The sequence below is a fragment of the Nonomuraea sp. NPDC049695 genome (genome assembly GCF_040674955.1).
In the GTDB taxonomy this organism is placed as follows: Bacteria; Actinomycetota; Actinomycetes; order Streptosporangiales; family Streptosporangiaceae; genus Nonomuraea; species Nonomuraea helvata.
Genome location: NZ_JBFANV010000011.1, coordinates 87,420 through 113,312, shown reverse-complemented (window position 1 = coordinate 113,312; position 25,893 = coordinate 87,420). Strand labels below are relative to the sequence as shown.

The following is a 25,893-nucleotide window of genomic DNA, read 5'->3' as shown; positions in this document are numbered from 1 at the left end:
GGAGGCTCGAATGGACCTGTACGAGTACCAGGCGAAGGAGCTCTTCGGGCGCCACGGGATCCCCGTCCCACCAGGCAGGATCGCGGCCACCCCGGCCGAGGCCCGCGAGATCGCGGCCGAGCTGAACGCGCCCGTCGTCATCAAGGCCCAGGTGAAGACCGGCGGACGCGGCAAGGCGGGCGGCATCAGGCCGGCGGCGGGCCCGGTCGGCGCCGAGGCGGAGGCCGAGCGGGTCATCGGGATGGACATCAAGGGGCACGTCGCGCGCAGCGTGCTGGTCGAGGCCGCGACTGTGCCGTTCGAGGAGTATTACGCGGCCTTCCTCGTGGATCGGGCCGAGGGCGGATTCCTGGCGATGGTGTCCGGCCAGGGTGGCATGGAGATCGAGGAGCTGGCGGCCACCGACCCCGACGCGTTGGTGAAGCTGCCGATCGACCCCGTGACAGGCGTGGACGCGGACGCCGCCCGGCTGATGGCGGCCAAGGCGGGCCTGCCCGACCAGGCGGCCGAGGTGCTGGAGCGGCTGTGGCGCGTCCTGGTCGAGGAGGACGCCCTGCTCGTCGAGGTGAACCCGCTGATCTGCACCACGGACCAGCGCATCGTGGCGCTCGACGGCAAGGTCACCCTGGACGACAACGCCGCGTTCCGGCACTCCCGGGAGCACGACGAGCCCTCGGACGGCTTGGAGGCCCGCGCCAGAGCCAAGGGACTGAACTACGTCAAACTGGACGGGCAGGTCGGGGTGATCGGCAACGGGGCCGGGCTGGTCATGAGCACGCTCGACGTGGTCGCGGGAGCCGGGGCCCCTCCCGCGAACTTCCTGGACATCGGCGGCGGCGCGTCCGCCCAGGTCATGGCCGACGGGCTGGAGATCATCCTGGCCGATCCCGACGTGCGCTCGGTCCTGGTCAACGTCTTCGGCGGCATCACGGCCTGCGACGCGGTGGCCAACGGCATCGTCACCGCGCTCGGGCTGCTCGGCGAGCGCGGCCTCGGCAGGCCCATCGTCGTACGGCTGGACGGCAACAACGCCGAGGTGGGCCGGCGCATACTCAGCGACGCCAGGCACCCGGCGGTACGGCAGGTCTCCACCATGGACGGCGCCGCCGAGATGGCGGCCAGACTCGCGGCAGGTGCGTGATGGCGATCTTTCTGACCAAGGAGAGCCGGGTGCTCGTGCAGGGCATGACCGGCGCGGAGGGCACCAGGCACACGGCCCGCATGCTGGCCGCGGGCACCGACGTCGTGGCCGGGGTCACGCCCGGCAAGGGCGGGCGGTCCGTGGACTTCGGCGAGCGCACGGTGCCCGTGTTCGGCTCGGTCGCGGAGGCGATGGAGGAGACCGGGGCCGACGTCTCGGTCGTGTTCGTGCCGCCCCGGTTCACCGGCCCGGCTGTGGAGGAGGCCGTCGCGGCCGGGGTGCCGCTCTGCGTGGTCATCACCGAGGGCGTCCCCGTGCACGACACGGTACGCTTCCGCGCCCTGGCGAGCGGCCGGACCAGGATCATCGGGCCCAACTGCCCCGGCCTGATCAGTCCGGGGCAGTCGTCGGCCGGGATCATCCCCGCCGACATCACCTCGGCCGGGCGCATCGGGCTGGTGTCGAAGTCGGGCACGCTGACGTACCAGCTCATGTACGAGCTGCGCGACCTCGGCTTCTCCACCGCCGTCGGCATCGGCGGCGACCCCGTCGTCGGGACCACCCACATCGACTGCCTCCAGGCGTTCCAGGACGATCCCGGCACGGACGCCATCGTCATGATCGGCGAGATCGGCGGCGACGCCGAGGAGCGGGCCGCCGCCTACATCGCCGCGAACGTCACCAAGCCCGTGGTCGCCTACGTGGCCGGCTTCACCGCGCCGGAGGGCAGGACCATGGGGCACGCGGGCGCGATCGTGTCCGGTTCGTCCGGCACCGCCCAGGCCAAGAAGGAGGCACTGGAGGCGGTCGGCGTCCGCGTCGGCCGCACCCCGTCGGAGACGGCCCGCCTCATGCGCTCGGCGATCCCGTCATGAGATTGGACGTCAACCTCTCCATCCTGTTCACCGAGCTGCCGATGCTGGAGCGCCCCGCCGCTGCGGCCAAGGCCGGGTTCGACGCCGTGGAGCTGTGGTGGCCGTTCGACGGGCCGGAGCCGTCGAGCAGAGAGCTGGGCGCGCTGCGGCAGGCCATCGAGGACGCCGGCGTCCGGCTCGCCGGACTGAACTTCGACGCGGGCGACCTGGCCGCGGGGGAGCGCGGCCTGCTGGCCAGGCCGGACGGCTCCGCCCGGTTCCAGGCCAACATCGACGTGGCGGTCCAGCTGGCGGGCGAGCTGGGCTGCGGCGTGCTCAACGCCCTGTACGGCAACGAGCCGGGCACCGACCGGGCCCTGGCCCTGGCCAACCTGCGCAGGGCGGCCGACGCGGCGGCGGGCATCGGCGCGACCGTGGTGGTCGAAGCCCTCAACTCCCACGAGAACCCGAAATATCCGATCACGTCGTCGCGGGCGGCGTTCGAGCTGATCGACGAGGTGGACCGGGAGAACGTGGCCTTCCTGGCCGACCTCTACCACCTGCACCGGATGGGCGAGGACGTGCTGTCGCTCATCGACCGGCACAGCGCCAGGTTCGGCCACGTACAGATCGCCGACGACCCCGGCAGGGGGCGGCCGGGCAGCGGGCGCATGCCGTACGACGAGATCTTCGCCCGGCTGTCGGCGGCGGGTTACCGGGGCCACGTCGGCCTGGAGTACCGGCACGAGGGGCCGGGCGCGTTCGACTGGAGGCGGCCATGAACATCGGGTTCATCGGCTTGGGGATCATGGGCAGCCCGATGGCGGCGAACCTCCTCAAAGCCGGACATGTAGTGATCGGATATGACGTGAGCGCCGAGCGCGTCGCGCAGCTCGTCGCCCTGGGCGGCAAAGGCGCGTCCGGCGTGGTCGAGGCGGTCGGCGGCGCCGACGTGGTGATCACGATGCTCCCCGACTCGCCGCAGGTGGAGGAGGTCGCGCCGCTGGTCGTCGAGTACGGCCGCCCGAACCTCCTCTACATCGACATGAGCACCATCAAGCCCGAGACCTCCCGCCGGGTCGCCCGGCAGGCCGCGGCCGCCGGCGTACGGGCACTGGACGCCCCGGTCAGCGGCGGCGAGCGCGGCGCGGTGGACGGCACCCTGTCGATCATGGTGGGCGGCGAGGCGGAGCACGTCCAGGCGGCCAGGGCGGTGCTCGGGGTGCTCGGCACGACGGTCGTGCACGTCGGCCCGGCCGGCGCCGGCCAGACCGTCAAGGCGGCCAACCAGCTCGTCGTCGGCGGCATCTACGGGCTCGTGTCGGAGGCGATCGTGCTGCTCGAAGCCTCCGGCGTGGACCCGGTCGCCGGGCTCGACGTGCTCGCGGGCGGCCTGGCGGGCTCCAGGATCCTGGAGCTCAAGCGGCACACCATGGTCAGGCGGGAGTTCGCCCCCGGGTTCCGGATCGACCTGCACCACAAGGACATGGGCATCGCCGTCGCCGCCGCCCGCGAGGCCGGCGTCAGCCTGCCGCTCACCGGCCAGGTCGCCCAGCTCGTGGCCGCGGCCAGGGCGCAGGGCCACGGCTCGCTCGACCACTCCGCCCTGCTCAAGGTCGTCGAAAGGCTGAACGGATGACTCGAATTCCGTGCATGGAGGCCGTGGTCGCCGTGCTGGAGTCGGAGGGGGTGGACACCGTCTTCGGCATCCCCGGCGCGGCCATCCTGCCGCTCTACGCCGCGCTCCAGCAGAGCTCGATCAGGCACATCACCGTACGCCACGAGGAGGGCGGCACCCACGCGGCCGACGGCTGGGCCAGGGTGACCGGGAACGTCGGCGTCTGCGTCGGCACCTCCGGCCCCGCCGGCACGAACATGATCACCGGCCTCTACACCGCCCTCGCCGACTCGATCCCCATGATCTGCGTCACCGGGCAGGCGGTGAGCTCCAAGCTGCACCAGGAGGCGTTCCAGGCGGTGGACATCGTGGAGATCGCCCGGCCGGTGACCAAGTGGGCGGTGCAGCTGAAGGAGCCGGCGCAGGCGCCGTGGGTGTTCAGGGAGGCGTTCAGGATCGCCCGCTCCGGACGGCCCGGGCCGGTGCTCATCGACCTGCCGCTCGACGTCCAGCGGGGGACCTGCCGGTACGACCGGGAGCTGGACGCGCCGCTGCCCGTCGAAGAGCCCAGGCCGCTGCCCAGGGTCGTGCGCAAGGCCATGGACCTGCTGGCCGGCGCCAGGAGGCCGATCATCCTGGCGGGCGGTGGCGTGATCATCGCCGAGGCGTGCGACGAGCTGCGCGCGCTGGCCGAGCACCTCCAGGTGCCCGTGCAGGTGACGCTCATGGGCAAGGGCGCCTTCCCGGAGGACCACCCGCTGTTCGCGGGCATGGCGGGCATCCAGACCCAGACCCGCTGGGGCAACGCCGCGTTCCTGGACAGCGACCTGGTCCTGGCCGTGGGCGCCCGCTTCGGCGACCGGCACACCGGCGACCTCGACGTCTATCGCAGGGGGCGCACGTTCGTGCACGTGGACATCGAGCCCACGCAGATCGGCCGGGTCTTCGAGCCCGACCTGGGGATCGTCGGCCACGCCCGGCCGGTGCTGGCGGAGCTGCTGGCCGAGGCGCGCCGCCGTACCGCGCCGAAGGAGCCGGGCAAGTGGGTACGGAGGGTCGCCGACCTGCGCCGGACGATGGCCCGCCGCGACGACTTCGACGACGTGCCGATCAAGCCGCCACGGGTGTTCAGGGAGATCAACGAGTATTTCGGCAGGGACACCACGTTCGTCACCGCCATCGGGCTCTACCAGATCTGGTCGGGCCAGTTCCAGACGACGTACCTGCCGCGCCGCTACCTGGTCTGCGGCCAGGCCGGTCCGCTGGGCTGGGAGGTGCCCGCGGCCATGGGCGTCAAGTGCGCCCATCCCGAGCGCCAGGTCGTGGCGGTGGTGGGCGACTACTCCTTCCAGTTCCTCATGGAGGAGGTCGCGGTGGCCGCCCAGTACCGGATCCCGTTCGTCATCGTCATGATCAACAACGAGTACCTGGGACTCATCCGGCAGGCTGAGCTCCCGTACGGCATGAACTACGCCGTGGACCTGCACTACGGAGAAGGCGGCATCGACCATGTCAAGGCCATGGAGGCGTTCGGCTGCCCGGCGCGGCGGGTGGAGCTGCCGGGCGACATCCGCGACGCGCTCGCCTGGGCGACGGCGGAGTCGGCGCGGGAGCGGCTTCCGGTGCTGGTGGAGGTGATGGTGGAGCGCGAGGCCAACGCCGCCATGGGGCCCTCGCTGGAGAAGATCAAGGAGTTCGAGCCGCTGCCCGAGCTCATCACCGCCGACTGGTCCGACTGAGGAGGGACGCATGCGGCTCAAGCCGGGTACGGCCTGGCGGGACGCCTACGACAGGTGCTGTTCCGCGGCTCCCGAGGCCTTCCACGACGACCGGGTGCTGAACCACTGGGGCGGCATCTGGCACCGCGACGGGCGCACCGTGCCCGGCTTCTCGCCGCTGGACGGCACCGCCATCGCGGGGCTGCCCAGGCTCGACCGGGCGGGCGCGGGACGCGCGGTGGCGGGCGCGGTCGAGGAGCACCGGAGGTGGCGGCACGTGCCGCTCGCCGAGCGCAAGGCCATGGTCTCCGCCGCCGTGGAGTCCATGGCCGCGCACCGCGACCTGCTGGCCCTGCTGCTGGTCTGGGAGATCGGCAAGCCGTGGCGGACGGCCTGCGCGGACGTGGACCGCTGCCTGGACGGCGTGCGCTGGTACGTCGAGGAGATCGACCGCCTGATCGCGGGACGCGCGCCGCTGCCCGGTCCGGTCAGCAATATCGCGAGCTGGAACTACCCGATGAGCGTGCTCATGCACGCCATGCTCGTGCAGGCGCTGGCCGGCAACGCGGTGATCGCCAAGACGCCCACGGACGGCGGGCTGTGCTGCCTCACGCTCGCCTGCGCGCTGGCCGTGCGGGAAGGGCTGCCGTTCACGCTGGTCAGCGGGGGAGGGGCGGAGCTGTCGCCGGTGCTCGTCGGCGGGCGCGCGCTGGGCTGCGTGTCGTTCGTGGGCGGCAGGGACGCGGGGGCGAAGGTGGCGACCTCGCTGGCCGACGTCGGGCGCCGGCACGTGCTGGAGCAGGAGGGGCTCAACTGCTGGGGCGTGTGGGAGTACGGCGACTGGGAGCTGCTCGCGCGGCAGATCCGGGCGTCGTTCGACTACGGCAAGCAGCGGTGCACCGCCTATCCGCGGTTCGTGGTGCAGCGGTCGCTGTTCCACGAGTTCCTGGGGGCGTACCTGGCGGCGGTGGGCTCCCTGCGGTTCGGGCATCCGCTCGCGGTGGACTCTCCCGGCGACCCGCTGCCCGAGCTGGACTTCGGGCCGCTGATCAACGCCTCGAAGGCCAAGGAGCTGGCCGATCAGGTGGACGAGGCGGTGGCCAGGGGCGGGGTGCCGGTGCACCGGGCGCCGCTCGACGCCGGACATTTCCTGCCAGGGCAGGATATTTCGGCGTATTTCGCGCCGACGGCACTGCTCAACCCGCCCCGCTCCTCGCCGCTCTTCCACGCCGAGCCGTTCGGGCCGGTGGACACGTTCGTGCTGGTGGACACGGAGGCGGAGCTGCTGGCCGCGATGAACCCCAGCAACGGCGCCCTGGTGGCCACGGTCTCCTGCGACGAGGAGGAGACGTTCCGGCGGCTGGCGCCGGAGGTGCGGGCGTTCAAGGTGGGGCACAACCGGCCGCGCTCACGGGGCGACCGGGAGGAGTTGTTCGGCGGGCTCGGGGCGTCCTGGCGCGGCGCGTTCGTCGGTGGCGAGCTGCTCGTCCGCGCCGCCACCACGGGCCCGGACGGCGAGCGCCTGCCGGGCAACTTCCCCCACTACACCCTGCTCCCTTAGCCCGTCGAACGGCCCTTCGAAAGGCCCGTCGAAAGGCTTCTCAGAAGGCGCCGAAGCGGGTCGCGACAAGCAGCACGAGGAAGGTCAGCATGGCGACCCGCAGCACCTTCCCGCCGATCCCCAGCGACGGCCACGACAGGTACGCCAGCCAGCCGATGAACGCGATCACCGGCAGCACGGCCACACCGCCCAGCGGGTTGGCCACGGCGAACCCGGCCAGCAGCAGGATCACCAGCACGGCGGGCGCCACCCAGCGGGGCACCTGCGTGAACAGATAGGTCATCGGCACGGCGCTGCGCTGCTCGACGGCCTTGCGCAGGCCGGTCACGCCCGGCGTGAAGAACTGCTCGCCCTCGGGAAGCGGGCGCTTGCTGTCAGGGGCCACCCCCAGAGCCTACGGCAGTTGGCATGTCAGGCTCTCGTAACGCCTTTAATCTGGTCGGGTGCTCGCCGTGATCCGATACACCGTTCCTGAGTCCCAGTCCCAAGATTTCGTCAAGCAAGGCCAAACCATCCTCGACACACTCGCCGCCCAGCCGGGCTACCGGCGTGGCAGGCTGGCCCGTTCGATCGATGAGCCCAACCTGTGGGCGCTGGTCACGGAGTGGGAGGGCGCCGGGTTCTACCGCAGGGCCCTGTCGGCTGCGAGGATGGCGATGTACCCGCTGATGATCCTCATGGTCAACGAACCCGGCGCCTACGAGGACGTCTACACACAAGACGGGCAGTAACGATTACTGGCGAGCGAGAGGGTGCGAGCGTCCCCTAAGCTGGGATCTCATCAATTTCACTCGCCGACCTCCAGCCGGAAAGAGAATCAACCAAAATGGCACGACGCACCGACGTCATGGACACCATCGTCAGCCTCGCCAAACGCCGCGGGCTCGTATACCCGTCGAGCGAGATCTACGGCGGACTGCGCGCGTCGTGGGACTACGGTCCACTGGGTGTCGAGCTCAAGAACAACGTCAAGCGGCAGTGGTGGCTGTCGATGGTCCAGTCGCGCGACGACGTGGTGGGCCTCGACTCCTGCGTCATCCTGGCGCCCGAGGTGTGGCGGGCCAGCGGTCACGTCGACACCTTCACCGACCCGCTGACCGAGTGCCTCTCCTGCCACAAGCGCTTCCGCGCCGATCACCTCATCGAGGCGTACGAGGAGAAGAACGGCAAGTCGCCCGAGGGCGGCCTGTCCGACATCACCTGCCCCAACTGCGGCAACAAGGGCACCTTCACCGAGCCCAGGCAGTTCAGCGGTCTCCTCAAGACCTACCTCGGCCCGGTCGAGGACGAGTCGGGCCTGGCCTACCTGCGGCCCGAGACCGCGCAGGGCATCTTCATCAACTACCTCAACGTGCAGCAGTCGGCACGCAGGAAGATCCCGTTCGGCATCGGCCAGATCGGCAAGTCGTTCCGCAACGAGATCACGCCGGGCAACTTCATCTTCCGCACCCGCGAGTTCGAGCAGATGGAGATGGAGTTCTTCGTCAAGCCGGGCACGGACGAGGAGTGGCACCAGTACTGGATCGACGAGCGTTTCCGCTGGTACTCCGACCTGGGCATCAGCAAGGACAATCTGCGCCTCTACGAGCACCCGGCCGACAAGCGCTCCCACTACTCCACGCGCACGGTGGACGTCGAATACCGCTTCGGCTTCGCCGGCTCGGAGTGGGGTGAGCTCGAGGGCATCGCCAACCGCACCGACTACGACCTCACCGCCCACTCCAAGGCTTCGGGCGTCGACCTGAGCTTCTTCGAGCAGGACACGGGCGAGCGTTACGTCCCCTACGTCATCGAGCCGGCGGCCGGTGTCGACCGGGCGGCGCTGACGTTCCTGCTCGACGCCTACAGCGAGGACGAGGCGCCCAACGCCAAGGGCGTCATGGAGAAGCGCACGGTCATGCGGCTCGACCACCGGCTCGCGCCGGTCAAGGCCGCGGTGCTGCCGCTCTCGCGCAACGCCGACCTGTCGCCGAAGGCCCGCGACCTGGCCGCGCAGCTGCGCCGCCGGTGGAACGTGGAGTTCGACGACGCGGGCGCGATCGGCCGCCGCTACCGCCGCCAGGACGAGATCGGCACGCCGTTCTGCATCACGGTCGACTTCGACACGCTCGAGGACCAGGCGGTCACCATCCGGGAGCGCGACTCGATGGCCCAGGAGCGCATCTCCATCGACGCCGTCGAGTCCTACCTACGCCAGCACCTCAATGATTGATTTCTGATATTCCTCTGACGGGCCGCTCGCCGTTGTTGCGGCGGGCGGTCCGTTGTGTGTGCAGAACCATGATTTTTTACGGCTGCGCACGGGCAGGCCACCCGCCGCACTTCGGCTGACCCCCTTCCAGGAAACGGCCGCTGACCCTTCACCGGCTGAGCGCCGTTACGGTGCGCATGCTTGACCGGCTCCGTGGTCACTCGGGAAGCACCGGCTTCGAGAGGTCCGCAGTCTGTACGCATCCCGTCAGGTTCGCTGCCAGGATGGGCCCATGATCCAAATGCCCACGCTGTCCGCGACGGAAATCGCCACAGACCGGCTCCTGCTCCGCAAAGCGCAGGGCGCCGACCGCGAAGGGCTCATCGAGCTCGCCACCGATCCCGAGATCAGGACATATCTCGGCGGCCCGAGACCCCGCGGCGACGTCGAGCGGTACATCGACGCGGTCGGCGCCGCCGGTCTGACGTCCGCGCCGGGAAGTTTCGTCATCGCGGACGCTGTGACCGACGAGCTCATCGGAACACTGGCCCTCGCCCGCCGGTCCGCCGAGCGCCCCGGGCACGTCACGGAGGACGGCGAAGAACTGGAGCTCTCCTATGTGCTCAGGCGGAGCGCGTGGGGCGTGGGGCTCGCGTTCGAGGCCGCGACGGCCGTGCTGCGCGCTGCCGCCGGCGAACTCCCCGACCAGCCGGTCGTGGTCGTGACCCAGACGGCCAACCGGCGTTCGCTGAAGCTCGCTGCCCGCCTCGGCTTCCGCCAGGTCGGCACCTTTGAGCAGTTCGGCGCGGAACAGACACTCAGCACCGCCGACCTGCATTCGTTTGCCGTCTGACCTGGCTCATCGGGCCGGGGGAGGCGTTGCGGGCGCACCGTCTGCCGCATCGGCATAGCGGCGGGCCAGGTGCGCGAAGGCGTCCCTGAGCTCGGCCGGGCCGACGACCTCGATGTCGGCGTCGAACCTGCCGATGGTGGCGGCCAGGCCGGGCCATGACCACGAGCCCAGGACGAGCCGGCAGCGGTCCGGGCCGAGCTCCTCGACCACTCCGTCCCTGGTGAAGCGGGACACGGCCGAGGCGGGCAGGCCGAGGATCACCTCGCCGCGGCAGGGCCAGTCGCCGGAGCCGTCGGAGCCCCGGAACCTGCCTGTCACGAAGGCGGCCACCCCGCCTCCGGGCAGCTCGCGCGGGGTGAAGCGGGGCCCCGTCGGGGTGCGCGGGGCGATCCGGTCGGCCCGGAAAGTACGCCAGTCCTCGCGGTCGAGGTCCCAGGCGACGAGGTACCAGCGCCCGCCCCAGGTGACAAGGTGATGGGGCTGCACCCGGCGCGGTGGGGGCTGCATGACCTGGTCGTCCGGGTATACGGGGGTGTAGTCGAAGCGCAGCACCTCGCGGGCGTGGACGGCCGCGCTGAGTGCCATCAGCACGCCGCTGTCGACCTGTGGGTCCGGTCTCGTCGCGGGCCGCTCGACGGCGGTGACCTGGAGGGTGTCGATCCGGCGGCGTAGCCGTACGGGCATGACCTGCCGGACGGTGTTCAGCGCGCGCGCCGCGGCTTCCTCGATGCCGGCACCGGTGGTGGTGGCGATCTGGAGTGCGATGGCCAGAGCGACGGCCTGCTCGTCGTCGAACAGCAACGGGGGCAGCTCCGTGCCGGCCTCGAGCCGGTAGCCACCGTCGGGTCCCTTGAAGGCCACGATGGGATAGCCGAGCTCGCGCAGGCGGTCGACGTCGCGGCGCACAGTGCGCGGGCTGATGTCCAGCCGCTCGGCCAGCAGCGCTCCCGGCCAGTCGCGGCGCGTCTGGAGCAGCGAGAGCAACGCCAGCAGTCGCGCTGAGGTCTTCGGCATGATTCCCATAGTGCCCTGAGTAGCGGACACTTCCTGTCCGCTTCATCTGCGACCGTTGTCGCGTCCCAGTCAGTGACAACAATGCGAAGGACCCGAACGCCGTGACCGACACCACCACGCCCCCCTCAACCCTCGACGCCGAGCGGGCCGACCTGCTCGCCGCGCTCGCGACCGCGCGCTCCGCCCTGACCAACACCATCCGGGAGCTCGGCGACGAGCAGCTCGGCGAGCACCCGACGGTCAGCGCGCTGTGCCTGGGCGGGCTGATCAAGCACGTCACCTCGATGGAGGAAAGCTGGCTGCGCTTCGTGCTCGAGGGCCCGTCGGCGATGCGCCACGACCTGCCCGACGGTGTCACCTGGGCCGACCTCGCGGCCGGCACCGCACGGGAGATCCCGCAGTGGGCGATCGACCACCAGAACGACTTCCGGATGCTGCCCGGCGATACGTCGGCCGGGATCCTGGCCCGCTACGAGCAGGTCGCCGCCCGTACCGAGGAGATCATCGCCACCGTGCCCGACCTGTCGGCGACGCATCCGCTGCCGGAGGCGCCCTGGAACGCGCCGGGAGCGGTGCGCAGCGTGCGCCAGGTGCTGATGCACCTCATCGCCGAGACCGCCCAGCACGCCGGGCACGCCGACATCCTGCGCGAGACGCTCGACGGCCAGAAATCGACCTGACCGGCGATCGGGGCCCTGCCGGATCGGCTACGCCCCGCCCAGCCACGGGTTGCCGGGCAGGGCGGGGCCTTTGCGTTTTCGACCAAACGGTCTAACTCGGTACCTATGCCCGATGCGGACCCGCGAGGCGTTCGGCCAGGAACTCGCGCTCGGCGTCGTTCGCGGTCAACTCCAGCGCCTGGCGGTAGGCGATCGAAGCCTCCTCCGAGCGGCCGAGGCGATGCAGCAGGTCCGCCTTGATCGCCGGTAGGTACTGGTATCTCGCGAGTCGGCCGTCCTTCTCCAACTCCGCAACCTCTTCCAGCGCCTGTGCCGGCCCGGAGACCATCGATACCGCCACCGTGCGGTTCAACGCCACCACCGGTGAGGGCCACACCGACAGCAGTTCGTCGTACAGGGTCACGATCTGTGGCCAGTCCGTCTGGTCGTAGGACGGCGCCTCGGCGTAGAGCGAGGCGATCGCGGCCTGCAGGACATAGCGGCCCGGTCGACCGCCGCGCAGCCCGTCCACGATCAGGTCGTGCGCCTCAGCCATCGCCGAGCGGTCCCAGAGCGACCGATCCTGGTCTTCCAGCCGCAGCAGGCGACCGTCGGCGTCGACCCGGGTGCCCCGACGGGCGTCGGTGACCAGCAGCAGGGCGAGCAGCCCCCACACCTCCCGCTCGTCAGGCATCAGCTCCCGCAGCAGCCGGGCCAGCCGCAGCGACTGGTCCACCAGGTCCATACGCACCAGCGATGCGCCGGACGGCGCGGTGTGCCCGGCGGTGAACAGCAGATGGATGACGCCGAGCACCGCGCGCAGTCGATCCGGCAGCTCAGCCGCTCCCGGCAGCCGGTAGGGGATCCGCGCAGCCGAGATCTTCTTCTTCGCCCGGGTCATCCGTGCGGCCATCGTCGACTCCGATACCAGAAACGCCCGGGCGACAGTGGCGGTCGTCGCCCCGCACACCAGCCGCAGTGTGAGTGCCAACTGCGCGTCCTGCGCCAACGCCGGATGACAGCACATGAAGATCAGCCGCAGCCGCTCGTCCGGTACCACGTCCTCCGGCCCGAGGGCGGTCGGTTCGTCGATGGCCGCCTCGTCCTCCGTCTTCGCGGGCTCTACCAGCAGCGGGAGCTTCGAACGGAACGTCTGCTGACGCCGCACCGCGTCCATCGCACGGCGCTTGGCCGCAGTGGTGAGCCAGGCCACCGGATTGTCCGGGATCCCGTCGCGGGCCCAACTCGCCAGGGCCGCGGCATACGCCTCCTGCACGCACTCCTCGGCCAGGTCCACGTCGCGCGCGACGCGCGCCGTCGCGGCGAGCACCAGGGCCCACCCGCGACGGTGCGCGTCGGCGACCGCGGCTTCGACGTCTGCCCAGGGCGTCATCCCGCGGCGGGCCGATCCGAGATGAAGCCGCCTTCGACGGGCCGCACCTCGACACCACCGCCCTGCTGAGCGGCGGGATTGGCCCGAGCGATCTTCAAAGCGGCGTCCAGGTCGGGCGCCTCGATGATGGCGAAGCCGGCGATGACCTCCTTGGCATCGACGAACGGACCGTCCGTCACCACGTCGCCGCGGATCGAGGTTGCTGTGTCTGCGGCAGGCTGCAGCGCGAATGCCGCGACCAGGGCGCCGGACTCCACCATGTCCTCGAAGTGGCGGTCATGGCCCTCCCGCGCCCCGGGAATGACCTCGGCCTCGGTGACGTGGGCCTTCGCGTAGATGAGGATCGCATACTGAGCCATGGCAGCTGTCCTTCCAGGTGCTTGTTGTTGCCTGACACCCTTACGTCGAACGGTCGGCCCCGATTCGACAGCCCACCTCGAAATTTCTTCGGCCGATACCCCGCGACGTGACGGTCAGCCAAGCAGACGCGGCGGACCAGTGAGGGATCGGTCTCTCGCCGGGCCGTCACTCGGCGTGTGGCAGGCCGCTGCCAGCTCACGCCGATCAGATGTCGGTGCAATGATCGTCCAGAGGACAATGTCAGAACTGTCCAAGGCTATAGGCGGCAACTGTCCCCCGATAAATGTCAGAACTGTCCGTCCGCACGCCCGGAGACGGTGCGCCGCCCCCTTGAGTGCGAGGTCGAGAGAGGCGAACGCGGGCCGGGTGGCTATCGTCTCGCCGACGCCGACTTCGCCGGGTACCACCCAAGGGCGCGTTCGGCGACGCGCAGGTGATGCGGGCGGCGACTTCGATGGATGCTTTCACCGTGCCGGTCGGAGCTGCTGGCTTGCCACGCATACAGACGGCCATTCCCCTCAGGGGGAGCTCCGAGTTCGGCTTCGTGTCTGCGAGCGAGATCATTGGGGTCCGATAACCGAGGTCTTCGAAAGGCATGTGTGATGTCCGGGTACCACACCCGCTGGGTACGCCCTTCCGAACAGGTCGAAGACCCCGAACGGATCGCTATTCGCGAGGCGCTGGCGTTCGGCAAGGCCCTGTACGATCGGCGCGTCGCACTCGGGCTCAGCACTGCCGAAGTCGCCGAGCGAGCGGGCATGGCCGAGGACGAGATCGAGTGCATCGAGGAAGGCGGGACCGCGCCGACCGTTGCGCTGCTGCGTCACCTGGCCGCTGCTCTGGATGCCGACGTCCGCCTCACCGCTGGCCATGATCTTGGATCAGTCTGGTTCGGAGCCCACGCCGCCTAACATGGCGGTCTCGATCGCCAAACCGGAAAGGCGCTGAGTCCCCCCTCGTCCCTGCCGTTCCTAGCCGCAAGCGTTTCGCTTCGACTGCCGCAGTGGTGACCGTGTGCCCTCTTCTGCTGGTCCGTTTGGCCCTTGAACTGTGGCTTCACGGCATACGACTTGACCGCGTGGAATACCGGCCCACGACCCGGGGGAGCGCGAGGGGGCAGGCATGCCCCCTCACCCGGGGATCGGGGCGGAGCCCCGATCCCATCGGCACGCCCGAGTGCTCGCATGGCGCGTAGCGCCCCCGAATGCGAGGACCGCGCTTCTCGGGCCGGAGCTCCAGGAGGCGTTGGTGGGGTCAGCGGGTGTCGGAGTCGGTTTCGGCGAGGGCGGCGCGGCCGGCCTCCAGGCGGGCCACCGGGATGCGGAACGGTGAGCAGGAGACGTAGTCCAGCCCGACCTCGTGGCAGAAGTGCACCGAGTCCGGGTCTCCGCCGTGCTCCCCGCAGATCCCCAGGTGCAGGTCCGGCCGGGCCGATCTGCCCTCCTCCACGGCGATCCTGATGAGGCGGCCCACGCCCTCCCTGTCCAGGGTCTCGAACGGGGAGACGCCGAAGATGCCCAGGTCGAGGTAGCGGGAGAAGAAGGCCGCCTCCACGTCGTCCCGCGAGAAGCCCCAGGCCATCTGGGTGAGATCGTTGGTGCCGAACGAGAAGAACTCCGCCGCCTCCGCTATCTGGGCCGCCGTCAGGGCCGCCCGGGGGACCTCGATCATGGTGCCGATCAGGGCCTCCACGCCGGTCTCCGCGAGGATCCGCTCCGCCTCCTCACGTACCGACTCCAGCTCCTGTACGGCCGCCACCAGCGGGATCATGATCTCCGGTCGAGCGCCGGGCACCTCCTTGGCCGCCTGGGCGATGGCCCGCACCTGCATCGCGAACAGGCCCGGGATCACCAGGCCCAGGCGGACGCCCCGCAGGCCCAGCATCGGGTTCTGCTCGTGGAGGCGCTTCACCGCGGCCAGGAGCCGGCGGTCCTTCTCGGTGGCCTCCTCCGTGGCGACCTTGACCGAGAGGTCCACGATGTCGGGGAGGAACTCATGGAGGGGCGGGTCGATGAGGCGGATGGTGACGGGAGCGCCGTCCATCGCCTGAAATATCTGGGTGAAGTCGGCCTTCTGGAGCGGCTCCAGCGCGTCCAGCGCCGCCTGGCGCTCCTCGTCCGTCGAGGCCAGGACCAGGTCCTCCACCAGCTGCCTGCGCTCGCCCAGGAACATGTGCTCCGTGCGGCACAGCCCGATGCCCTGCGCGCCGAAGCGGCGGGCCCGCGCCGCGTCCTCCGGGGTGTCGGCGTTCGCCCGAACACCCAGCCGCCGCGCCGAGTCCGCGTGACGCATGATCCGGTCCACGGCCTTGACCAGCTCGTCCTCCGGCGGGGCGCCCTCGAAGTACTCGACCACCGCCGAGTCCACGACCGGCACCTCCCCGAGGAAGATCTCCCCGGAGGTCCCGTCGATGGAGATGACGTCGCCCTCGGACACCACCACCCCGCCGGGCGCGGTGAAGCGGCGCTCGGGAGGAGAGACCTCCAGTTCCTCCGCCCCGCACACGCACGTCTTGCCCATGCCCCTGGCCACCACGGCCGCGTGGGAGGTCTTGCCGCCACGGCTGGTCAGGATGCCCCTGGCGGCGATCATGCCGGCCAGGTCGTCGGGGTTGGTCTCGCGGCGGACCAGGATGACGTCCTCGCCCTGCTCCGACAGCTCCACCGCCCGCTCGGACGAGAAGACGGCCTTGCCCACGGCGGCGCCGGGGGAGGCGTTCATGCCCTTGGCGATCCGCTTCTTGTCGGCGTCGCCGTCGAAGCGGGGGAACATGAGCTGCGCCAGCTGGTCGCCGGTGACGCGGGTGACGGCCTCGTCGAGCGTGATCAGGCCCTGGTCCACGAGCTGCGTGGCGATGCAGAACGCGGCCGCCGCCGTGCGCTTGCCGACCCGCGTCTGCAGCATCCAGAGCTTGCCGCGCTCGATCGTGAACTCGATGTCGCACAGGTCCTTGTAGTGGTTCTCGAGGGTCTTCATGATCCCGAGCAGCTCGTCGTACGAGGTCTTGTCGATGCGCTCGAGCTCCTCCAGCGGGATCGTGTTGCGGATCCCGGCCACCACGTCCTCGCCCTGGGCGTTCTGCAGGTAGTCGCCGTAGATGCCCTGCGTGCCGGTGCCGGGGTCGCGGGTGAAGGCGACGCCGGTGCCGGAGTCGTCGCCGACGTTGCCGAAGACCATGGCCACGATGTTCACGGCGGTGCCGAGGTCGGCGGGGATGCGTTCCTGGCGGCGGTAGAGGATGGCCCGGGGGGCGTTCCAGGAGTCGAAGACCGCCATGACGGCCAGGCGCATCTGCTCGCGCGGGTCGGTGGGGAAGTCCTTGCCGGTCTGCTCGCGGACGATGCCCTTGAACGTCTCCACGAGCCGCTGCAGCTCGCCCGCGTCGAGGTCGGTGTCCTGGCGCCTGCCCTTGAGCTCGTCGAGCGCGCGCTCGAACAGGTCGCCGTCGATCCCGAGCACCGTCTTGCCGAACATCTGGATGAGCCTGCGGTACGAGTCCCACGCGAAGCGGTCGTTGCCGCCCGCCTGCTTGGCCAGGCCGTGGACGGACTCGTCGTTGAGCCCGATGTTGAGGACGGTCTCCATCATGCCCGGCATGGAGAACTTCGCCCCGGACCGCACGCTCACCAGCAGCGGGTCGTCGGCCTGTCCGAGCCGCCGGCCCATCTGCTTCTCGAGCGCGTCGAGGTGCTCGGCGACCTCCTGCTCCAGGCCGTCCGGTACGACGCCGTTCGCCAGGTAGTGGCGGCAGGCGTCAGTGGTGATCGTGAATCCGGGGGGAACGGGCAGTCCGAGGTTGGTCATTTCGGCAAGATTCGCGCCCTTGCCGCCGAGAAGATCCTTGAGATTCCTGTTGCCCTCGGTGAAGTCGTAAACGTACTTGGCCACCACACGCTCCAATCCAACGCCTCTGCCCGGGACTCTACCGGCGAAATTGATGATGAAACTGCACCACCTGGATAAGTTGCCGTTTCCGCTGGTAAACCGCACAGGAGAGGTCTAATCCAATTAAAGTTCTGGAAGATAGCAAATTGGATTAGACCAATTGGTTTACACCAATTCTTGAGAAAGGCGGGCGGCGGGTGCAGAATCAGATCACACCCCCATCAGGAGACCCTCATGGCCACTCCTACCAAGCCCAAGCGGCGCGCCCGCATAGTCGCGGGTTCCGCAAAGGCGGCCGTCGATTCCGTGATCTACCTTGACGACCGCCTGCCGTTCGCCCGCTGGCTCCGGCCGCAGCTGCGCAAGCTGTTCCCGAGCCACTGGACGTTCCTGCTGGGCGAGCTGGCGCTCTACTCCTTCGCGCTGCTGGTGCTCACGGGCACGTTCCTCACGCTGTTCTACAAGCCACACCCCGGCGTGGCCTTCGCGTCGGCCACGGAGATCAGCCTCGACGTGCGCGGCGGGCTGCTGATGCGGCAGCTCCACCACTGGTCGGCCACGGTGTTCGTGCTGGCGATCGTGGCCCACCTGTGCCGGGTGTTCTTCACCGGGGCGTTCCGGCGGCCGCGCGAGCTGACCTGGATGCTCGGGGTCGTGCTGTTCGGGCTGGTGCTGTTCGAGTCGTTCCTGGGCGTCTCGCTGCCCGGTGACCAGCTCGCGATGACCGGGCTGCGCGAGGCGCACGGGCTGCTGCTGTCGATCCCGCTGGTGGGCACGTACCTGGCGGCGTTCGCCTTCGACGGCGGGTTCCCCGGGCAGGTCATCCCGCGGGTCTTCGTCACCCATGTGCTGCTGGTGCCGGGCATCCTGATGGCGGTGGTGCCGCTGCACGCGCTGGTCCTGACGTGGCGGCAGAAGCACACCGAGCGCAGAGCCACCGCAGCCGATGAGCACCGGGTGACCGGTGGCCCGTTCTTCCCGTACTTCGCGGTCAAGAACGGCGCCACGGCGCTGTTCACGATGGCAGCCATCGCGGCGCTGGCCACGTTCGTCCGGGTCAACCCGGTGTGGGAGCACGGGCCGTACCGGGCGGGCGGATATGTGCCGTCGGCGCAGCCGTTCTGGTACTTCGGGGTGCTGGACGGCGCGCAGCGCCTCGTCCCGCCGTGGGAGATCACGATCGGCGGGTACGTGTTACAGCCCGGCCTCTGGATCCCGCCGCTCGTCCTCACGGTCTTCTTCGGCGTCCTGCTCCTCTACCCGTTCATCGAGCGGCGCTTCACCGGCGACGGAGACCATCACCACCTGCTGGACCGGCCGTCGCAGGTCCCGGTGCGCACGGCGCTGGGGGTCGCGGTCATCGCGTTCTTCGCGGTGTCGTGGGCCGGGACGTGGGTGTCGGAGGCGTCGCCGCGGATGCACTCCGCGCCCGGCTTCCCGCAACCCGCGCAAGCCCCCGGCGCGCTGCTGACCGTGCCGCACGACACGTACACGACGGTCGTGGCCGGGCTGCGGGCGGCCGTGTTCGTGGTGCCGGTGGTGGCGTTCCTGATCACTCGGGCGGTCTGCCGCAGGCGAGCCGGTTAGGGGCCCGCGGGCAGCAGGCAGTCGAGCACGACGGCGGCCATGCGGCCGGGCCGGTCGGGGGCGGGATTCTGCCGCTCGGCGGTGAGCGCCCCCAGGACCACGGCCTGCACGTCCTCGGCGTCCACGTCCGTCCGTACGGCGCCGGCCTCCTGCGCGCGTACGAGCAGCTCGCCGAAGGCCTGGCGCAGGTGAAGGGCCGTCTCCTGGGTGCGCTCGGACAGCTTGACGTCGGCCTGGGAGAGCGCGTCGGCCAGGTCCTGCTTGGCGCGGGCCTCGCTGATCAGGCTGTGCAGGAACGGGAAGAACGCCGAGCCGTCCCGGTCGGTCCTGACGGCCTGGCGGGCCTGCTCGGTGAGCGAGGCGAGGTGCTCGGTGAGAACCTCCTCGACCAGCGCTTCCTTGGCCGGGAAGTGGCGGTGGACGGTGCCGGGGCCGACTCCGGCCCGGCGGGCTATCTCGTCAAGTGACACGCCCAGACCCTCGGCGGCGAAGGCCTGCCGGGCGGTCTGGAGTATGCGTTCCCTGTTGCGCCGGGCATCGGCACGCATCGGCCGCTGGCTCTCCACTCGACCCCCTTGTTATCCGGGGCGGTCGCCCCGCATAATGATTAAGCGGTGCGAACGCCCCGCTTAATTGAGGAGTATGCCATGACTGTTGCCAGCGCACACCAGATCGTCGAGCAGCTGCTGCACCTCGTCGCCCACGGCCCGTCAGAGGAGATGGCCGACCTGTTCGCGGAGGACGCCGTCTTCGAGATGCCGTACCTGCCGCCGGGCATGCCCGCCCAGGAGCCGGGCCGCGAGGCCTTCCGCGCGCATCTGCGCGAGGGGGCGCGGGTGCAGCGCTTCGACGGCGTCACCGACGTCCGGATCCACCGGACGGCCGACCCGGAGGTCGTCATCGCCGAGTACCGGCTGCACGGCACCGTCACCGCCACCGGCAGGCGCTTCGCCTCTGACCTGGTCATGGTCGCCCGGGTACGCGACGGGCTCATCGTCACCCACCGGTCTTACGCCAACCCCCTCGACGCGGCGATCGCCTTCGGCGCCGTCGGGGACCTGCTCACCGCTCTGGCAGATTGACGAGCGTGGACTCCAGGAGATCCAGGTCCGGCGGCACGAGGGTCGTCGACTCCACCAGGCCTCTGAGGAGGTTGTGCAGCAGGTTGTTGTCGTAGGGGCGGCCTTCTGCCTTGTCGTGACGGAGCGGGTACGGGAAGCCGGCGGCGTGGAGGCGGTAGCGGACGGCCTCGACGCGGTCCTCGATGATGTTCGGCCGCCAGTCGTCCTCCGGGCGGAGATACGCCAACCGGGCCGCCGCCTGCTTGTAGGTCAGCGGCCGAGGGGCCTCCTCGTACAGCAGGTAGCGTTCGCCCAGGACCACCAGGAGGAGGCGCTCCGTGGGGCTGATCTCCCAGATCTTCGGCGGGACGGTCTCGGCCTCGTGGCGCTCGGTCTGGGTGTCGCCGTAGGGGCCGGTGACGAAGAGCTCCACCAGGTGCTGACGGTAGCCGGAGCCCCTGATGAACAGCGGGGTGTAGCCCGCCGCCAGCGGGACGGGATCGGATGACCGGTGCATCAGCTGGCCCCGTGGCAGGCGCATGAGCTGCCGGCCCACGTTCCGCAGCCACCAGTAATCGTCCTCGTACGTCACCTCGGCGTGCAGACGGCTCACCGACTGGTCGTCCGTACCCACGCTCAGGTCGACCGTCGGCCGCTTGGCCCGGCCGAAGCGGACCTGGCGGCCCGGGCGCGGCCGGACCCTGATGCCGCCGGTGATCGTGCGGGCGTGGAGTGTGCCGGGGACGGCCGCCTCCACGCCGTGCGCGAGGCTGTCGGCGACGCTCATCCACTCGCCTCCTTGGTGCTCGTCGTACGCGCGTCCCGGTATGGTGCCGCACCCTAACCGGGACCCTCCCCGAAGGGTCGCACAAGTCTCAGGGAGCGTTGCGGCACAGGTCCCGTCTCTCGGGCAACTGCTCGAGGCCGGCCGACCGGTAGGTGGCGACGGCGCCGACGTTGGAGCTCGGCGTGCACACGGCCACGCTGGACGAACCCAACTCCTGGAGTGCGCGCGCCGCGGCGAGCGTGATCGCTCGGCCGAAACCCTGACGGCGGTGTGCCCGGTGCACCCCCATCGGCTCGATCAGCCCTGGCCTGCCCTCACCCGCCGACCACACCGCCACGACCGCCACCGCGTCGCCCTGCTCATCGCGGACGGCCAGGCACCGCGCGTCGGCATACGGCGCACCTGCCGCCATCGCGTGCCAGCGCTCGTCGGTGAACGTCGACCCGTCGAATGACGCCCGCATGACCGCCGCCCACTCGTGCGCCTGTTCCGGCCCGATCACCTCGACGCGAACGCCGGGATCCGGCACGGGCGCGCCGAGGTCACGCCGGAGCGGTGTCCACGGCTCGCCGCTCTCCCAGCCGTCCTTGACCAGCAGGTCCTGGACCAGCGCACCCGTCGGCGCCTCGACGTACGCCTTGCCCTCGGGCAGCACACCACGCTCAGGTGCCGACACATCCTCGACCACCTGCCGCGCCAGCTCCTCGTCCCGCAACGCCTGCGGCGCGAACGCCAGCCTCAGCAACTCCGCACCATCCAGCAGCCCGACCGCCAGAACCTCCCCAGCCCGGCTCCAGGTCCGCGTGGCCTCCGCCGTCCGCTCCGCGCCGAACCGCCAGAACCACCCCACATCCCCCGGATGCAACTGCACGGGCCCTCCGTCGTCCGGCCACTCCGCCAGCACCCGCACCACGTCACCGAGCCCGTCGATCCCCGGCCGGCCCATCTCGATCGTCATCCCCCGATCACACACCACCTCACCGACCCACCGCACCCGGATTTCCCGCCTTCGAGGATTGGCTGCGTGCGGTTGACGCCCTGTAGTGTGCCGATCATGGCTTGCCGCATTTCCGAACTGATCATCGCATGCCAGGACCCGCAACGACTGGCGGCGTTCTGGTGCGAGGTGCTGGACTTCATCGTGCTCGACACCGAGGACGACGGCTCGATTGAGATCGGACCACGCGAAGGGTTCGGCGGACTGCAGCCGACTCTGATCTTCAGCCCCACCACCGAGCCCAAGTCGGGCCTGCTTCGGCTGCACTTCGACGTCAACGCCACCGACCGCGATCAGGACGCCGAACTCGAACGCCTCCTGAAGCTCGGGGCGCGCCCGGCCGACGTCGGCCAGACCGGCGAGGAGCCCTGGCACGTCCTGGCCGACCCTGAAGGCAACGAATTCTGCCTCCTGCGAGCCCGCCTGAGCTGAGCACCGGCCCGATCCGCCCTGGGCGACTCCATGCCGCTGGAGCCGCCCAGGGCGGATTGCGTACGGATGCGTGACGGGATCGCGCGCCCCGGCTACATCCCCGCTAGTCCCCGGCCATCACGGTGAAGGTGAACCCGGAGCTGGTCGGACGGCGCAGCGGAATGTCGCACTTGATCCGGCGCAGCACCTCGTTCCTGCTGAGGCCGAGCCCCTGCGCGATGAGCCAGTCCGGGCGCATCGGCACCGGATCCTCGAAGACGACCTCCACCTTGACCGGCCACGCCTCGTCGAGCCATGCCGACGGGATGTCCACCCGCCAGGCCTCCGTCCAGTCCAGGGTGAAGCGGTTGCGCCGGGCGAGCAGCGGATCCAGCAGCCTGGACGCCACCAGCTCCGGATCGTTGGCGTGGTAGCCGTCGAGCTCGGCCGGATCGAAGGATCTGACCGGCGCTCGCTCGTGCACGGTGAGCTTGCTCGTCCGGCCGCAGGACACGCAGCGGACCAGCAGCCACACGTCCAGCAGCTTGCCATTGGCGTTGACGCGGAACCTGCCCTCGCCCGCGGTGGCCGACTCCGACCGGCAGTCCACGCACCGCAACGACAGCAGAGGCAGCCTGGTCCGACGCACGACCCAGGGCAGCACGGTATGAGGTTGTGAAGACATGATCTCTCTAGACCTGACACGAGGCCGATTGCGCGCGGCCTCAAACGCTGCATGACCGGGCGCACACGGGCAGCCCGGCAGAGCCGACGGGAGGGTCGGCTTGAAGGTGAGCGGAAGAAGATGTCAGGTCTGAAGAGCAGGCGGGGTCACGCGGTCTTGTCCTCTGTCCTCACTGCGATGGGGTCGCAGGCAACCTAACGGAACGCTGAAGGAAGGCTCAACCGGTTTTCCGGCGGCGGTGGCCCGTGTGTACCGGGGGCTCCCGTCACTTCCCTGGAACCCCTTGCCGCATTCGGATCGTAGCCGTACCGTCACGGATAGCGTTTCCCGGCGGTTATGGAGGTGGAGCTGTGGGATGGCACGAAAGCGGGCATCCTCGCACGTACGGGGAGGCGTGATGTTGCCGCACATCGCTTGGCGGGTGGACGCCATGATCGCGGCCATCACCGAGCACCGCGCACCCTTGACCCGCCCGATCGAGCAGGCGCTGCGGGCGGTTCCCCGCCACTGGTTCGTGCCGCTCGCCGGCGAGTCGCTCGAGCGTGACGGGGCTCGCGCGCCGATCGACCGCGACGCCGACCCGTCGGCCTGGTGGGACGCCGTCTACGCGGACCGGCAGATCATGGCGGGCGAGTGCTCGTGTCCCGCACCGAGCGCGGTCGCCGACCTGCTGGAGCTGCTCGGGCCGGTGTCCGGGCAGCGGGTGCTGGAGGTGGGCACGGGCACGGGGTGGACCGCCGCGCTGCTCGGCCGCCTGGTCGGCCAGCAGGGGAGCGTGACCACGGTCGAGGCGGACGCCGCCGTGGCCGAGCAGGCCGCCAAGAACCTGGCCGCCGCCGGCGCCATGCCGCACCTGGTCGTGGGCGACGGCACGGGTGGCTGCCCCGACCGGGCGCCGTATGACGGGGTGCACGGGACGTACGCCGTGCGCCCCGTGCCGTACGCCTGGGTCGCGCAGGCCCGGCCCGGGGCGGTGATCGTCTGCGGGTTCGGCGACGATCACGCCCTGCGGCTGGTGGTGGGGCCTGACGGCACGGCGAGCGGCCGGTTCTCGCCGCTCACGACGATGTGCGCGCGCCAGGACGACCCGCCGGGCGCGGTCCTCGTCGAGGAGGTGCTCGGATCGCGGGGTGCGGCAGAGCGGATGTGGCCGATATGGGGCGAGCCCGGGCCGGAGCGGTTCGGCGTGACGGTCACGCCCGAGGCGCAGTGGATCTGGCTGAACAGCCCCGAGTACAGGATCGCCAAGGATTAATTCGTTTGCCGGGGGTGGAGCCGACGCGGAGGATGCGGGGATGCGCATCGAGTTCGCGAGATTCTCCACCGACGACACCGACCTGCTCGTCGACTTCCTGACCCGGCAGGAGTGGCCCTTCCACGCGGGCACCCAGGACCCCGATGCCGTGAAGAGCCGCGCCGCCGACGGGCTCTATGACAACGAGGACGTCAGGACGTTCTGGGTGCTCGCCGACGGGGAGCACGCCGGCCTGATCAAGCTGATGGATCTCACCGACGGGACACCCATGTTCGACCTGCGGATAGGGCAGGAGTGGCGGGGCCGGGGCCTCGGCACCAAGGCGGTCGCCTGGCTGACCGGCTACCTGTTCGCCGAGCTGCCTGACATCAACCGGATCGAGGGCAACACCCGCCAGGACAACCGGGCGATGAGAGCGGTCTTCCGCAAGAGCGGCTACGTCAAGGAGTCGCACTACCGGGAGGCGTGGCCCGACCCGGACGGCAAGCTCCACGACTCCGTCGGCTACGCGATCCTCCGGCGCGACTGGCTCTCCGGCACGGTCACACCGGTGGACCTGCACGACGAGTGATCCCTACGCGTCCCTGAGGGGGCGGTGGTGGGCCACGGCGCGGGCGTGGGCCTCGGCCAGGAGGGGGCGGGCCTGCTCGCCCGGGTTCACGATCGAGATCCAGCCCTGACGCGCGTAGACGGGGTGCGGGACGACGCGGTCCTCGGCCGTGTAGTCGGTTTCGGCGTGGTGCTCGGCGTGCTCCTTCGGCGGATAGCCGACGAGCCGCCGGAACTCACTGCTCCCGACGGCGATGTTCAGCCGGAACACGCCCGGCCTGTTGAGGTCGGAGGCGGTGTCGTACCCGTCGTAGTCCTTCGTGACGATGGTCGCGAATGGCTGACGCGGCCGGGCCTCCAGCGTGCCCTCCGGGTCGTAGTAGAAGAACGTGTCTCCCCAGGCGATCTCGGGCGCGCCGCTGTCCTCGCTGACGGTCATGGCCACGACTCCGGGGAAGCCGGACACGAATCCAATGATCTCGTTCTCGTTCATGGCTTAAAGTCTTTCATTGACGCACCCAGTGAGACTTTTCACTCGATTTCTGCGGCTGACCGTACAAAACCCTCAAAAGGAGGACCATGTCCGAGGCGCACCTTCCCGGGGGCTTCGTCAACGCCGTCGTCCGCGTCGGCGACACCGTCCGCAGAACGCCCGGGCAGCGGGCCGCGTACGTGCACGAGCTGCTGCGCCTGTTCGAACGGAACGGGTGGGCGGGCGCGCCCCGGTTCCTGGGCCTCGACGAGCAGGGCCGCGAGGTCCTGAGCTTCGTGGACGGCCACGTGGCCTGGGAGGAGGCGCAGCCGGACGGCGTCACCTCGGACGAGAGCCTGGCGCGGGTCGCCGAGCTGGTGCGCGAGTTCCACGACCTGACCGCCGGCACGGCGCCGGCCGGGGACGAGGAGGTCGTGTGCCACAACGACCTGTCGCCCAGGAACACCGTCTACCGGGGCGAGGAGCTGCGGCCGGTGGCGTTCATCGACTGGGACATCGCCGGGCCGGGCCGGCGGATCCACGACGTGGCGCACGTCTGCTGGCAGTACGCGGGCCTCGGCCCCGCCGTCGAGGACCCGGCCGACGCCGCCCGGCGGGTACGCCTGATCTGCGACGCCTACGGGCTGCGCGAGCGCGGCGAGGTGGTCGAGACGATCCTGTGGTGGCAGGACAGGTGCTGGCGCGGCATCGCGGCCGACGCGGCCGCCGGGATGGCGTACGCGGTCAGGCTGCGCGAGGGCGGGGCGGTGGCGCACGTTCGCGCCTGCCACGACTGGGTCGCCGAGCGCCGCCCCATGTTGGAGCGGGCGCTGCGCTGAACA

27 protein-coding genes are annotated in these 25,893 nt (G+C 70.3%); 17 read left to right on the top strand and 10 right to left on the bottom strand.

The genetic code is table 11. The features are described 5' to 3' along the window. The first annotated feature begins 10 nt into the window (after positions 1-10). The 6 genes from sucC to AB0J64_RS13000 are packed head-to-tail and all read left to right on the top strand — an operon-like array spanning position 11 to position 6,892. Positions 11-1,141, top strand: a complete 1,131-nt coding sequence (gene sucC, locus AB0J64_RS13025; RefSeq protein WP_364025126.1) for an ADP-forming succinate--CoA ligase subunit beta — start codon at positions 11-13, stop codon at positions 1,139-1,141. Then, a complete protein-coding gene (gene sucD / locus AB0J64_RS13020) occupies positions 1,141-2,016 on the top strand; it encodes a succinate--CoA ligase subunit alpha (protein ID WP_364025123.1) in 876 nt (291 codons plus the stop codon). The genes sucC and sucD overlap by 1 nt, the downstream gene beginning before the upstream one ends. Beyond that, a complete protein-coding gene (locus AB0J64_RS13015) occupies positions 2,013-2,777 on the top strand; it encodes a TIM barrel protein (RefSeq protein WP_364025120.1) in 765 nt (254 codons plus the stop codon). The genes sucD and AB0J64_RS13015 overlap by 4 nt, the downstream gene beginning before the upstream one ends. Next, positions 2,774-3,634 carry an NAD(P)-binding domain-containing protein gene (locus AB0J64_RS13010; RefSeq protein ID WP_364025117.1) on the top strand — a complete coding sequence of 287 codons (861 nt, stop codon included), beginning with the start codon at positions 2,774-2,776 and terminating at the stop codon, positions 3,632-3,634. Before AB0J64_RS13015 ends, AB0J64_RS13010 begins: the two co-directional genes overlap by 4 nt. Next, positions 3,631-5,352, top strand: a complete 1,722-nt coding sequence (gene gcl, locus AB0J64_RS13005) for a glyoxylate carboligase (protein ID WP_364025114.1) — start codon at positions 3,631-3,633, stop codon at positions 5,350-5,352. Before AB0J64_RS13010 ends, gcl begins: the two co-directional genes overlap by 4 nt. Before the next feature lie 10 nt (positions 5,353-5,362). After that, positions 5,363-6,892, top strand: coding sequence for an aldehyde dehydrogenase family protein (locus AB0J64_RS13000; RefSeq protein ID WP_364025112.1), 1,530 nt, complete (start codon positions 5,363-5,365; stop codon positions 6,890-6,892). Positions 6,893-6,932: 40 nt separating this feature from the next. On the opposite strand, the gene AB0J64_RS12995 is transcribed toward AB0J64_RS13000, so the two are convergent. After that, positions 6,933-7,277, bottom strand: coding sequence for a DUF6703 family protein (locus AB0J64_RS12995; RefSeq protein ID WP_364025109.1), 345 nt, complete (start codon positions 7,275-7,277; stop codon positions 6,933-6,935). A 58-nt stretch (positions 7,278-7,335) separates the two neighbouring features. On the opposite strand from AB0J64_RS12995, the gene AB0J64_RS12990 reads away from it, so the two are divergent. The 3 genes from AB0J64_RS12990 to AB0J64_RS12980 all read left to right on the top strand — a co-directional run bounded on the left by AB0J64_RS12990 (position 7,336) and on the right by AB0J64_RS12980 (position 9,936). Next, positions 7,336-7,623, top strand: coding sequence for an antibiotic biosynthesis monooxygenase family protein (locus tag AB0J64_RS12990; protein WP_364025106.1), 288 nt, complete (start codon positions 7,336-7,338; stop codon positions 7,621-7,623). A gap of 95 nt (positions 7,624-7,718) precedes the next feature. Then, positions 7,719-9,104 carry a glycine--tRNA ligase gene (locus tag AB0J64_RS12985; protein WP_364025103.1) on the top strand — a complete coding sequence of 462 codons (1,386 nt, stop codon included), beginning with the start codon at positions 7,719-7,721 and terminating at the stop codon, positions 9,102-9,104. Positions 9,105-9,375: 271 nt separating this feature from the next. Then, a complete protein-coding gene (locus tag AB0J64_RS12980) occupies positions 9,376-9,936 on the top strand; it encodes a GNAT family N-acetyltransferase (protein WP_364025100.1) in 561 nt (186 codons plus the stop codon). A gap of 6 nt (positions 9,937-9,942) precedes the next feature. Here AB0J64_RS12980 and AB0J64_RS12975 read toward each other — a convergent pair whose 3' ends face one another. Beyond that, positions 9,943-10,950, bottom strand: coding sequence for a WYL domain-containing protein (locus tag AB0J64_RS12975; RefSeq protein WP_364025097.1), 1,008 nt, complete (start codon positions 10,948-10,950; stop codon positions 9,943-9,945). 101 nt (positions 10,951-11,051) lie between these two features. Between AB0J64_RS12975 and AB0J64_RS12970 the strand changes: the two genes are divergently transcribed. Further along, positions 11,052-11,630 (top strand): DinB family protein, encoded by a 579-nt coding sequence (locus tag AB0J64_RS12970; protein ID WP_364025094.1) that lies wholly within the window; start codon positions 11,052-11,054, stop codon positions 11,628-11,630. A 103-nt stretch (positions 11,631-11,733) separates the two neighbouring features. Here AB0J64_RS12970 and AB0J64_RS12965 read toward each other — a convergent pair whose 3' ends face one another. Together AB0J64_RS12965 and AB0J64_RS12960 are read right to left on the bottom strand one after the other, a co-directional pair. Further along, entirely contained in the window at positions 11,734-13,002 is a 1,269-nt protein-coding gene (locus AB0J64_RS12965; RefSeq protein WP_364025091.1) for a sigma-70 family RNA polymerase sigma factor, read from the bottom strand. Then, positions 12,999-13,361 carry a YciI family protein gene (locus AB0J64_RS12960; protein ID WP_364025088.1) on the bottom strand — a complete coding sequence of 121 codons (363 nt, stop codon included), beginning with the start codon at positions 13,359-13,361 and terminating at the stop codon, positions 12,999-13,001. Before AB0J64_RS12960 ends, AB0J64_RS12965 begins: the two co-directional genes overlap by 4 nt. Positions 13,362-13,964: 603 nt before the next feature. Here AB0J64_RS12960 and AB0J64_RS12955 point away from each other — a divergent pair. Continuing rightward, the gene (locus AB0J64_RS12955; protein WP_364025085.1) at positions 13,965-14,273 is read left to right on the top strand and encodes a helix-turn-helix domain-containing protein; all 309 of its coding nucleotides are present in this window, start codon (positions 13,965-13,967) and stop codon (positions 14,271-14,273) included. A 343-nt stretch (positions 14,274-14,616) separates the two neighbouring features. Here the strand turns inward: AB0J64_RS12955 and ppdK are convergent, their stop codons facing one another. Continuing rightward, on the bottom strand, positions 14,617-17,250 hold the full coding sequence (ppdK, locus tag AB0J64_RS12950; RefSeq protein ID WP_364025082.1) for a pyruvate, phosphate dikinase: 2,634 nt from the start codon (positions 17,248-17,250) through the stop codon (positions 14,617-14,619). A gap of 231 nt (positions 17,251-17,481) precedes the next feature. On the opposite strand from ppdK, the gene AB0J64_RS12945 reads away from it, so the two are divergent. Beyond that, positions 17,482-18,834, top strand: a complete 1,353-nt coding sequence (locus AB0J64_RS12945; protein WP_364025079.1) for a cytochrome bc complex cytochrome b subunit — start codon at positions 17,482-17,484, stop codon at positions 18,832-18,834. On the opposite strand, the gene AB0J64_RS12940 is transcribed toward AB0J64_RS12945, so the two are convergent. Further along, entirely contained in the window at positions 18,831-19,400 is a 570-nt protein-coding gene (locus AB0J64_RS12940) for a helix-turn-helix domain-containing protein (protein ID WP_364025076.1), read from the bottom strand. The genes AB0J64_RS12945 and AB0J64_RS12940 overlap by 4 nt on opposite strands. 81 nt (positions 19,401-19,481) lie before the next feature. Between AB0J64_RS12940 and AB0J64_RS12935 the strand changes: the two genes are divergently transcribed. Continuing rightward, positions 19,482-19,916 carry a nuclear transport factor 2 family protein gene (locus AB0J64_RS12935; protein ID WP_364025073.1) on the top strand — a complete coding sequence of 145 codons (435 nt, stop codon included), beginning with the start codon at positions 19,482-19,484 and terminating at the stop codon, positions 19,914-19,916. On the opposite strand, the gene AB0J64_RS12930 is transcribed toward AB0J64_RS12935, so the two are convergent. Together AB0J64_RS12930 and AB0J64_RS12925 are read right to left on the bottom strand one after the other, a co-directional pair. Beyond that, a complete protein-coding gene (locus AB0J64_RS12930; RefSeq protein ID WP_364025070.1) occupies positions 19,897-20,682 on the bottom strand; it encodes an FHA domain-containing protein in 786 nt (261 codons plus the stop codon). The two genes, AB0J64_RS12935 and AB0J64_RS12930, sit on opposite strands and share 20 nt — an antisense overlap. Before the next feature lie 88 nt (positions 20,683-20,770). Continuing rightward, positions 20,771-21,640: a GNAT family N-acetyltransferase gene (locus AB0J64_RS12925; RefSeq protein WP_364025067.1), complete on the bottom strand. Its 870-nt coding sequence runs from the start codon at positions 21,638-21,640 to the stop codon at positions 20,771-20,773. A 96-nt stretch (positions 21,641-21,736) separates the two neighbouring features. Between AB0J64_RS12925 and AB0J64_RS12920 the strand changes: the two genes are divergently transcribed. Continuing rightward, positions 21,737-22,111: a VOC family protein gene (locus AB0J64_RS12920; protein WP_364025305.1), complete on the top strand. Its 375-nt coding sequence runs from the start codon at positions 21,737-21,739 to the stop codon at positions 22,109-22,111. Between the two features lie 103 nt (positions 22,112-22,214). Here AB0J64_RS12920 and AB0J64_RS12915 read toward each other — a convergent pair whose 3' ends face one another. Next, positions 22,215-22,754: a DUF1062 domain-containing protein gene (locus AB0J64_RS12915; RefSeq protein ID WP_364025064.1), complete on the bottom strand. Its 540-nt coding sequence runs from the start codon at positions 22,752-22,754 to the stop codon at positions 22,215-22,217. 418 nt (positions 22,755-23,172) lie between these two features. Here AB0J64_RS12915 and AB0J64_RS12910 point away from each other — a divergent pair, with 418 nt between their 5' ends. Together AB0J64_RS12910 and AB0J64_RS12905 are read left to right on the top strand one after the other, a co-directional pair. Next, positions 23,173-24,030: a methyltransferase domain-containing protein gene (locus tag AB0J64_RS12910; RefSeq protein WP_364025061.1), complete on the top strand. Its 858-nt coding sequence runs from the start codon at positions 23,173-23,175 to the stop codon at positions 24,028-24,030. Between the two features lie 40 nt (positions 24,031-24,070). Continuing rightward, complete coding sequence (locus AB0J64_RS12905; protein ID WP_364025058.1) at positions 24,071-24,601, top strand: GNAT family protein; 531 nt, start codon at positions 24,071-24,073, stop codon at positions 24,599-24,601. Between the two features lie 3 nt (positions 24,602-24,604). On the opposite strand, the gene AB0J64_RS12900 is transcribed toward AB0J64_RS12905, so the two are convergent. Then, on the bottom strand, positions 24,605-25,072 hold the full coding sequence (locus tag AB0J64_RS12900; protein ID WP_364025055.1) for a DUF6194 family protein: 468 nt from the start codon (positions 25,070-25,072) through the stop codon (positions 24,605-24,607). 86 nt (positions 25,073-25,158) lie between these two features. On the opposite strand from AB0J64_RS12900, the gene AB0J64_RS12895 reads away from it, so the two are divergent. Further along, on the top strand, positions 25,159-25,890 hold the full coding sequence (locus tag AB0J64_RS12895) for a phosphotransferase (RefSeq protein WP_364025052.1): 732 nt from the start codon (positions 25,159-25,161) through the stop codon (positions 25,888-25,890). The last annotated feature ends 3 nt before the right edge of the window (positions 25,891-25,893 follow it).

What these genes read in the sequence shown, in the direction of transcription:
- AB0J64_RS12920 (WP_364025305.1), top strand. Translation starts at nt 21,737, where the DNA reads ATGGCTTGCCGCATTTCCGAACTGATCATCGCATGCCAGGACCCGCAA.
- AB0J64_RS12965 (WP_364025091.1), bottom strand. Translation starts at nt 13,002, where the DNA reads ATGACGCCCTGGGCAGACGTCGAAGCCGCGGTCGCCGACGCGCACCGT.
- AB0J64_RS12945 (WP_364025079.1), top strand. Translation starts at nt 17,482, where the DNA reads ATGGCCACTCCTACCAAGCCCAAGCGGCGCGCCCGCATAGTCGCGGGT.
- sucC (WP_364025126.1), top strand. Translation starts at nt 11, where the DNA reads ATGGACCTGTACGAGTACCAGGCGAAGGAGCTCTTCGGGCGCCACGGG.
- AB0J64_RS12930 (WP_364025070.1), bottom strand. Translation starts at nt 20,682, where the DNA reads ATGAGCGTCGCCGACAGCCTCGCGCACGGCGTGGAGGCGGCCGTCCCC.
- AB0J64_RS12905 (WP_364025058.1), top strand. Translation starts at nt 24,071, where the DNA reads ATGCGCATCGAGTTCGCGAGATTCTCCACCGACGACACCGACCTGCTC.
- AB0J64_RS12900 (WP_364025055.1), bottom strand. Translation starts at nt 25,072, where the DNA reads ATGAACGAGAACGAGATCATTGGATTCGTGTCCGGCTTCCCCGGAGTC.
- AB0J64_RS12975 (WP_364025097.1), bottom strand. Translation starts at nt 10,950, where the DNA reads ATGCCGAAGACCTCAGCGCGACTGCTGGCGTTGCTCTCGCTGCTCCAG.
- AB0J64_RS12985 (WP_364025103.1), top strand. Translation starts at nt 7,719, where the DNA reads ATGGCACGACGCACCGACGTCATGGACACCATCGTCAGCCTCGCCAAA.
- AB0J64_RS12910 (WP_364025061.1), top strand. Translation starts at nt 23,173, where the DNA reads ATGTTGCCGCACATCGCTTGGCGGGTGGACGCCATGATCGCGGCCATC.
- AB0J64_RS13000 (WP_364025112.1), top strand. Translation starts at nt 5,363, where the DNA reads ATGCGGCTCAAGCCGGGTACGGCCTGGCGGGACGCCTACGACAGGTGC.
- AB0J64_RS13010 (WP_364025117.1), top strand. Translation starts at nt 2,774, where the DNA reads ATGAACATCGGGTTCATCGGCTTGGGGATCATGGGCAGCCCGATGGCG.
- AB0J64_RS12955 (WP_364025085.1), top strand. Translation starts at nt 13,965, where the DNA reads ATGTCCGGGTACCACACCCGCTGGGTACGCCCTTCCGAACAGGTCGAA.
- AB0J64_RS12895 (WP_364025052.1), top strand. Translation starts at nt 25,159, where the DNA reads ATGTCCGAGGCGCACCTTCCCGGGGGCTTCGTCAACGCCGTCGTCCGC.
- AB0J64_RS12935 (WP_364025073.1), top strand. Translation starts at nt 19,482, where the DNA reads ATGACTGTTGCCAGCGCACACCAGATCGTCGAGCAGCTGCTGCACCTC.
- sucD (WP_364025123.1), top strand. Translation starts at nt 1,141, where the DNA reads ATGGCGATCTTTCTGACCAAGGAGAGCCGGGTGCTCGTGCAGGGCATG.
- AB0J64_RS13015 (WP_364025120.1), top strand. Translation starts at nt 2,013, where the DNA reads ATGAGATTGGACGTCAACCTCTCCATCCTGTTCACCGAGCTGCCGATG.
- gcl (WP_364025114.1), top strand. Translation starts at nt 3,631, where the DNA reads ATGACTCGAATTCCGTGCATGGAGGCCGTGGTCGCCGTGCTGGAGTCG.
- AB0J64_RS12925 (WP_364025067.1), bottom strand. Translation starts at nt 21,640, where the DNA reads ATGACGATCGAGATGGGCCGGCCGGGGATCGACGGGCTCGGTGACGTG.
- AB0J64_RS12980 (WP_364025100.1), top strand. Translation starts at nt 9,376, where the DNA reads ATGATCCAAATGCCCACGCTGTCCGCGACGGAAATCGCCACAGACCGG.
- AB0J64_RS12960 (WP_364025088.1), bottom strand. Translation starts at nt 13,361, where the DNA reads ATGGCTCAGTATGCGATCCTCATCTACGCGAAGGCCCACGTCACCGAG.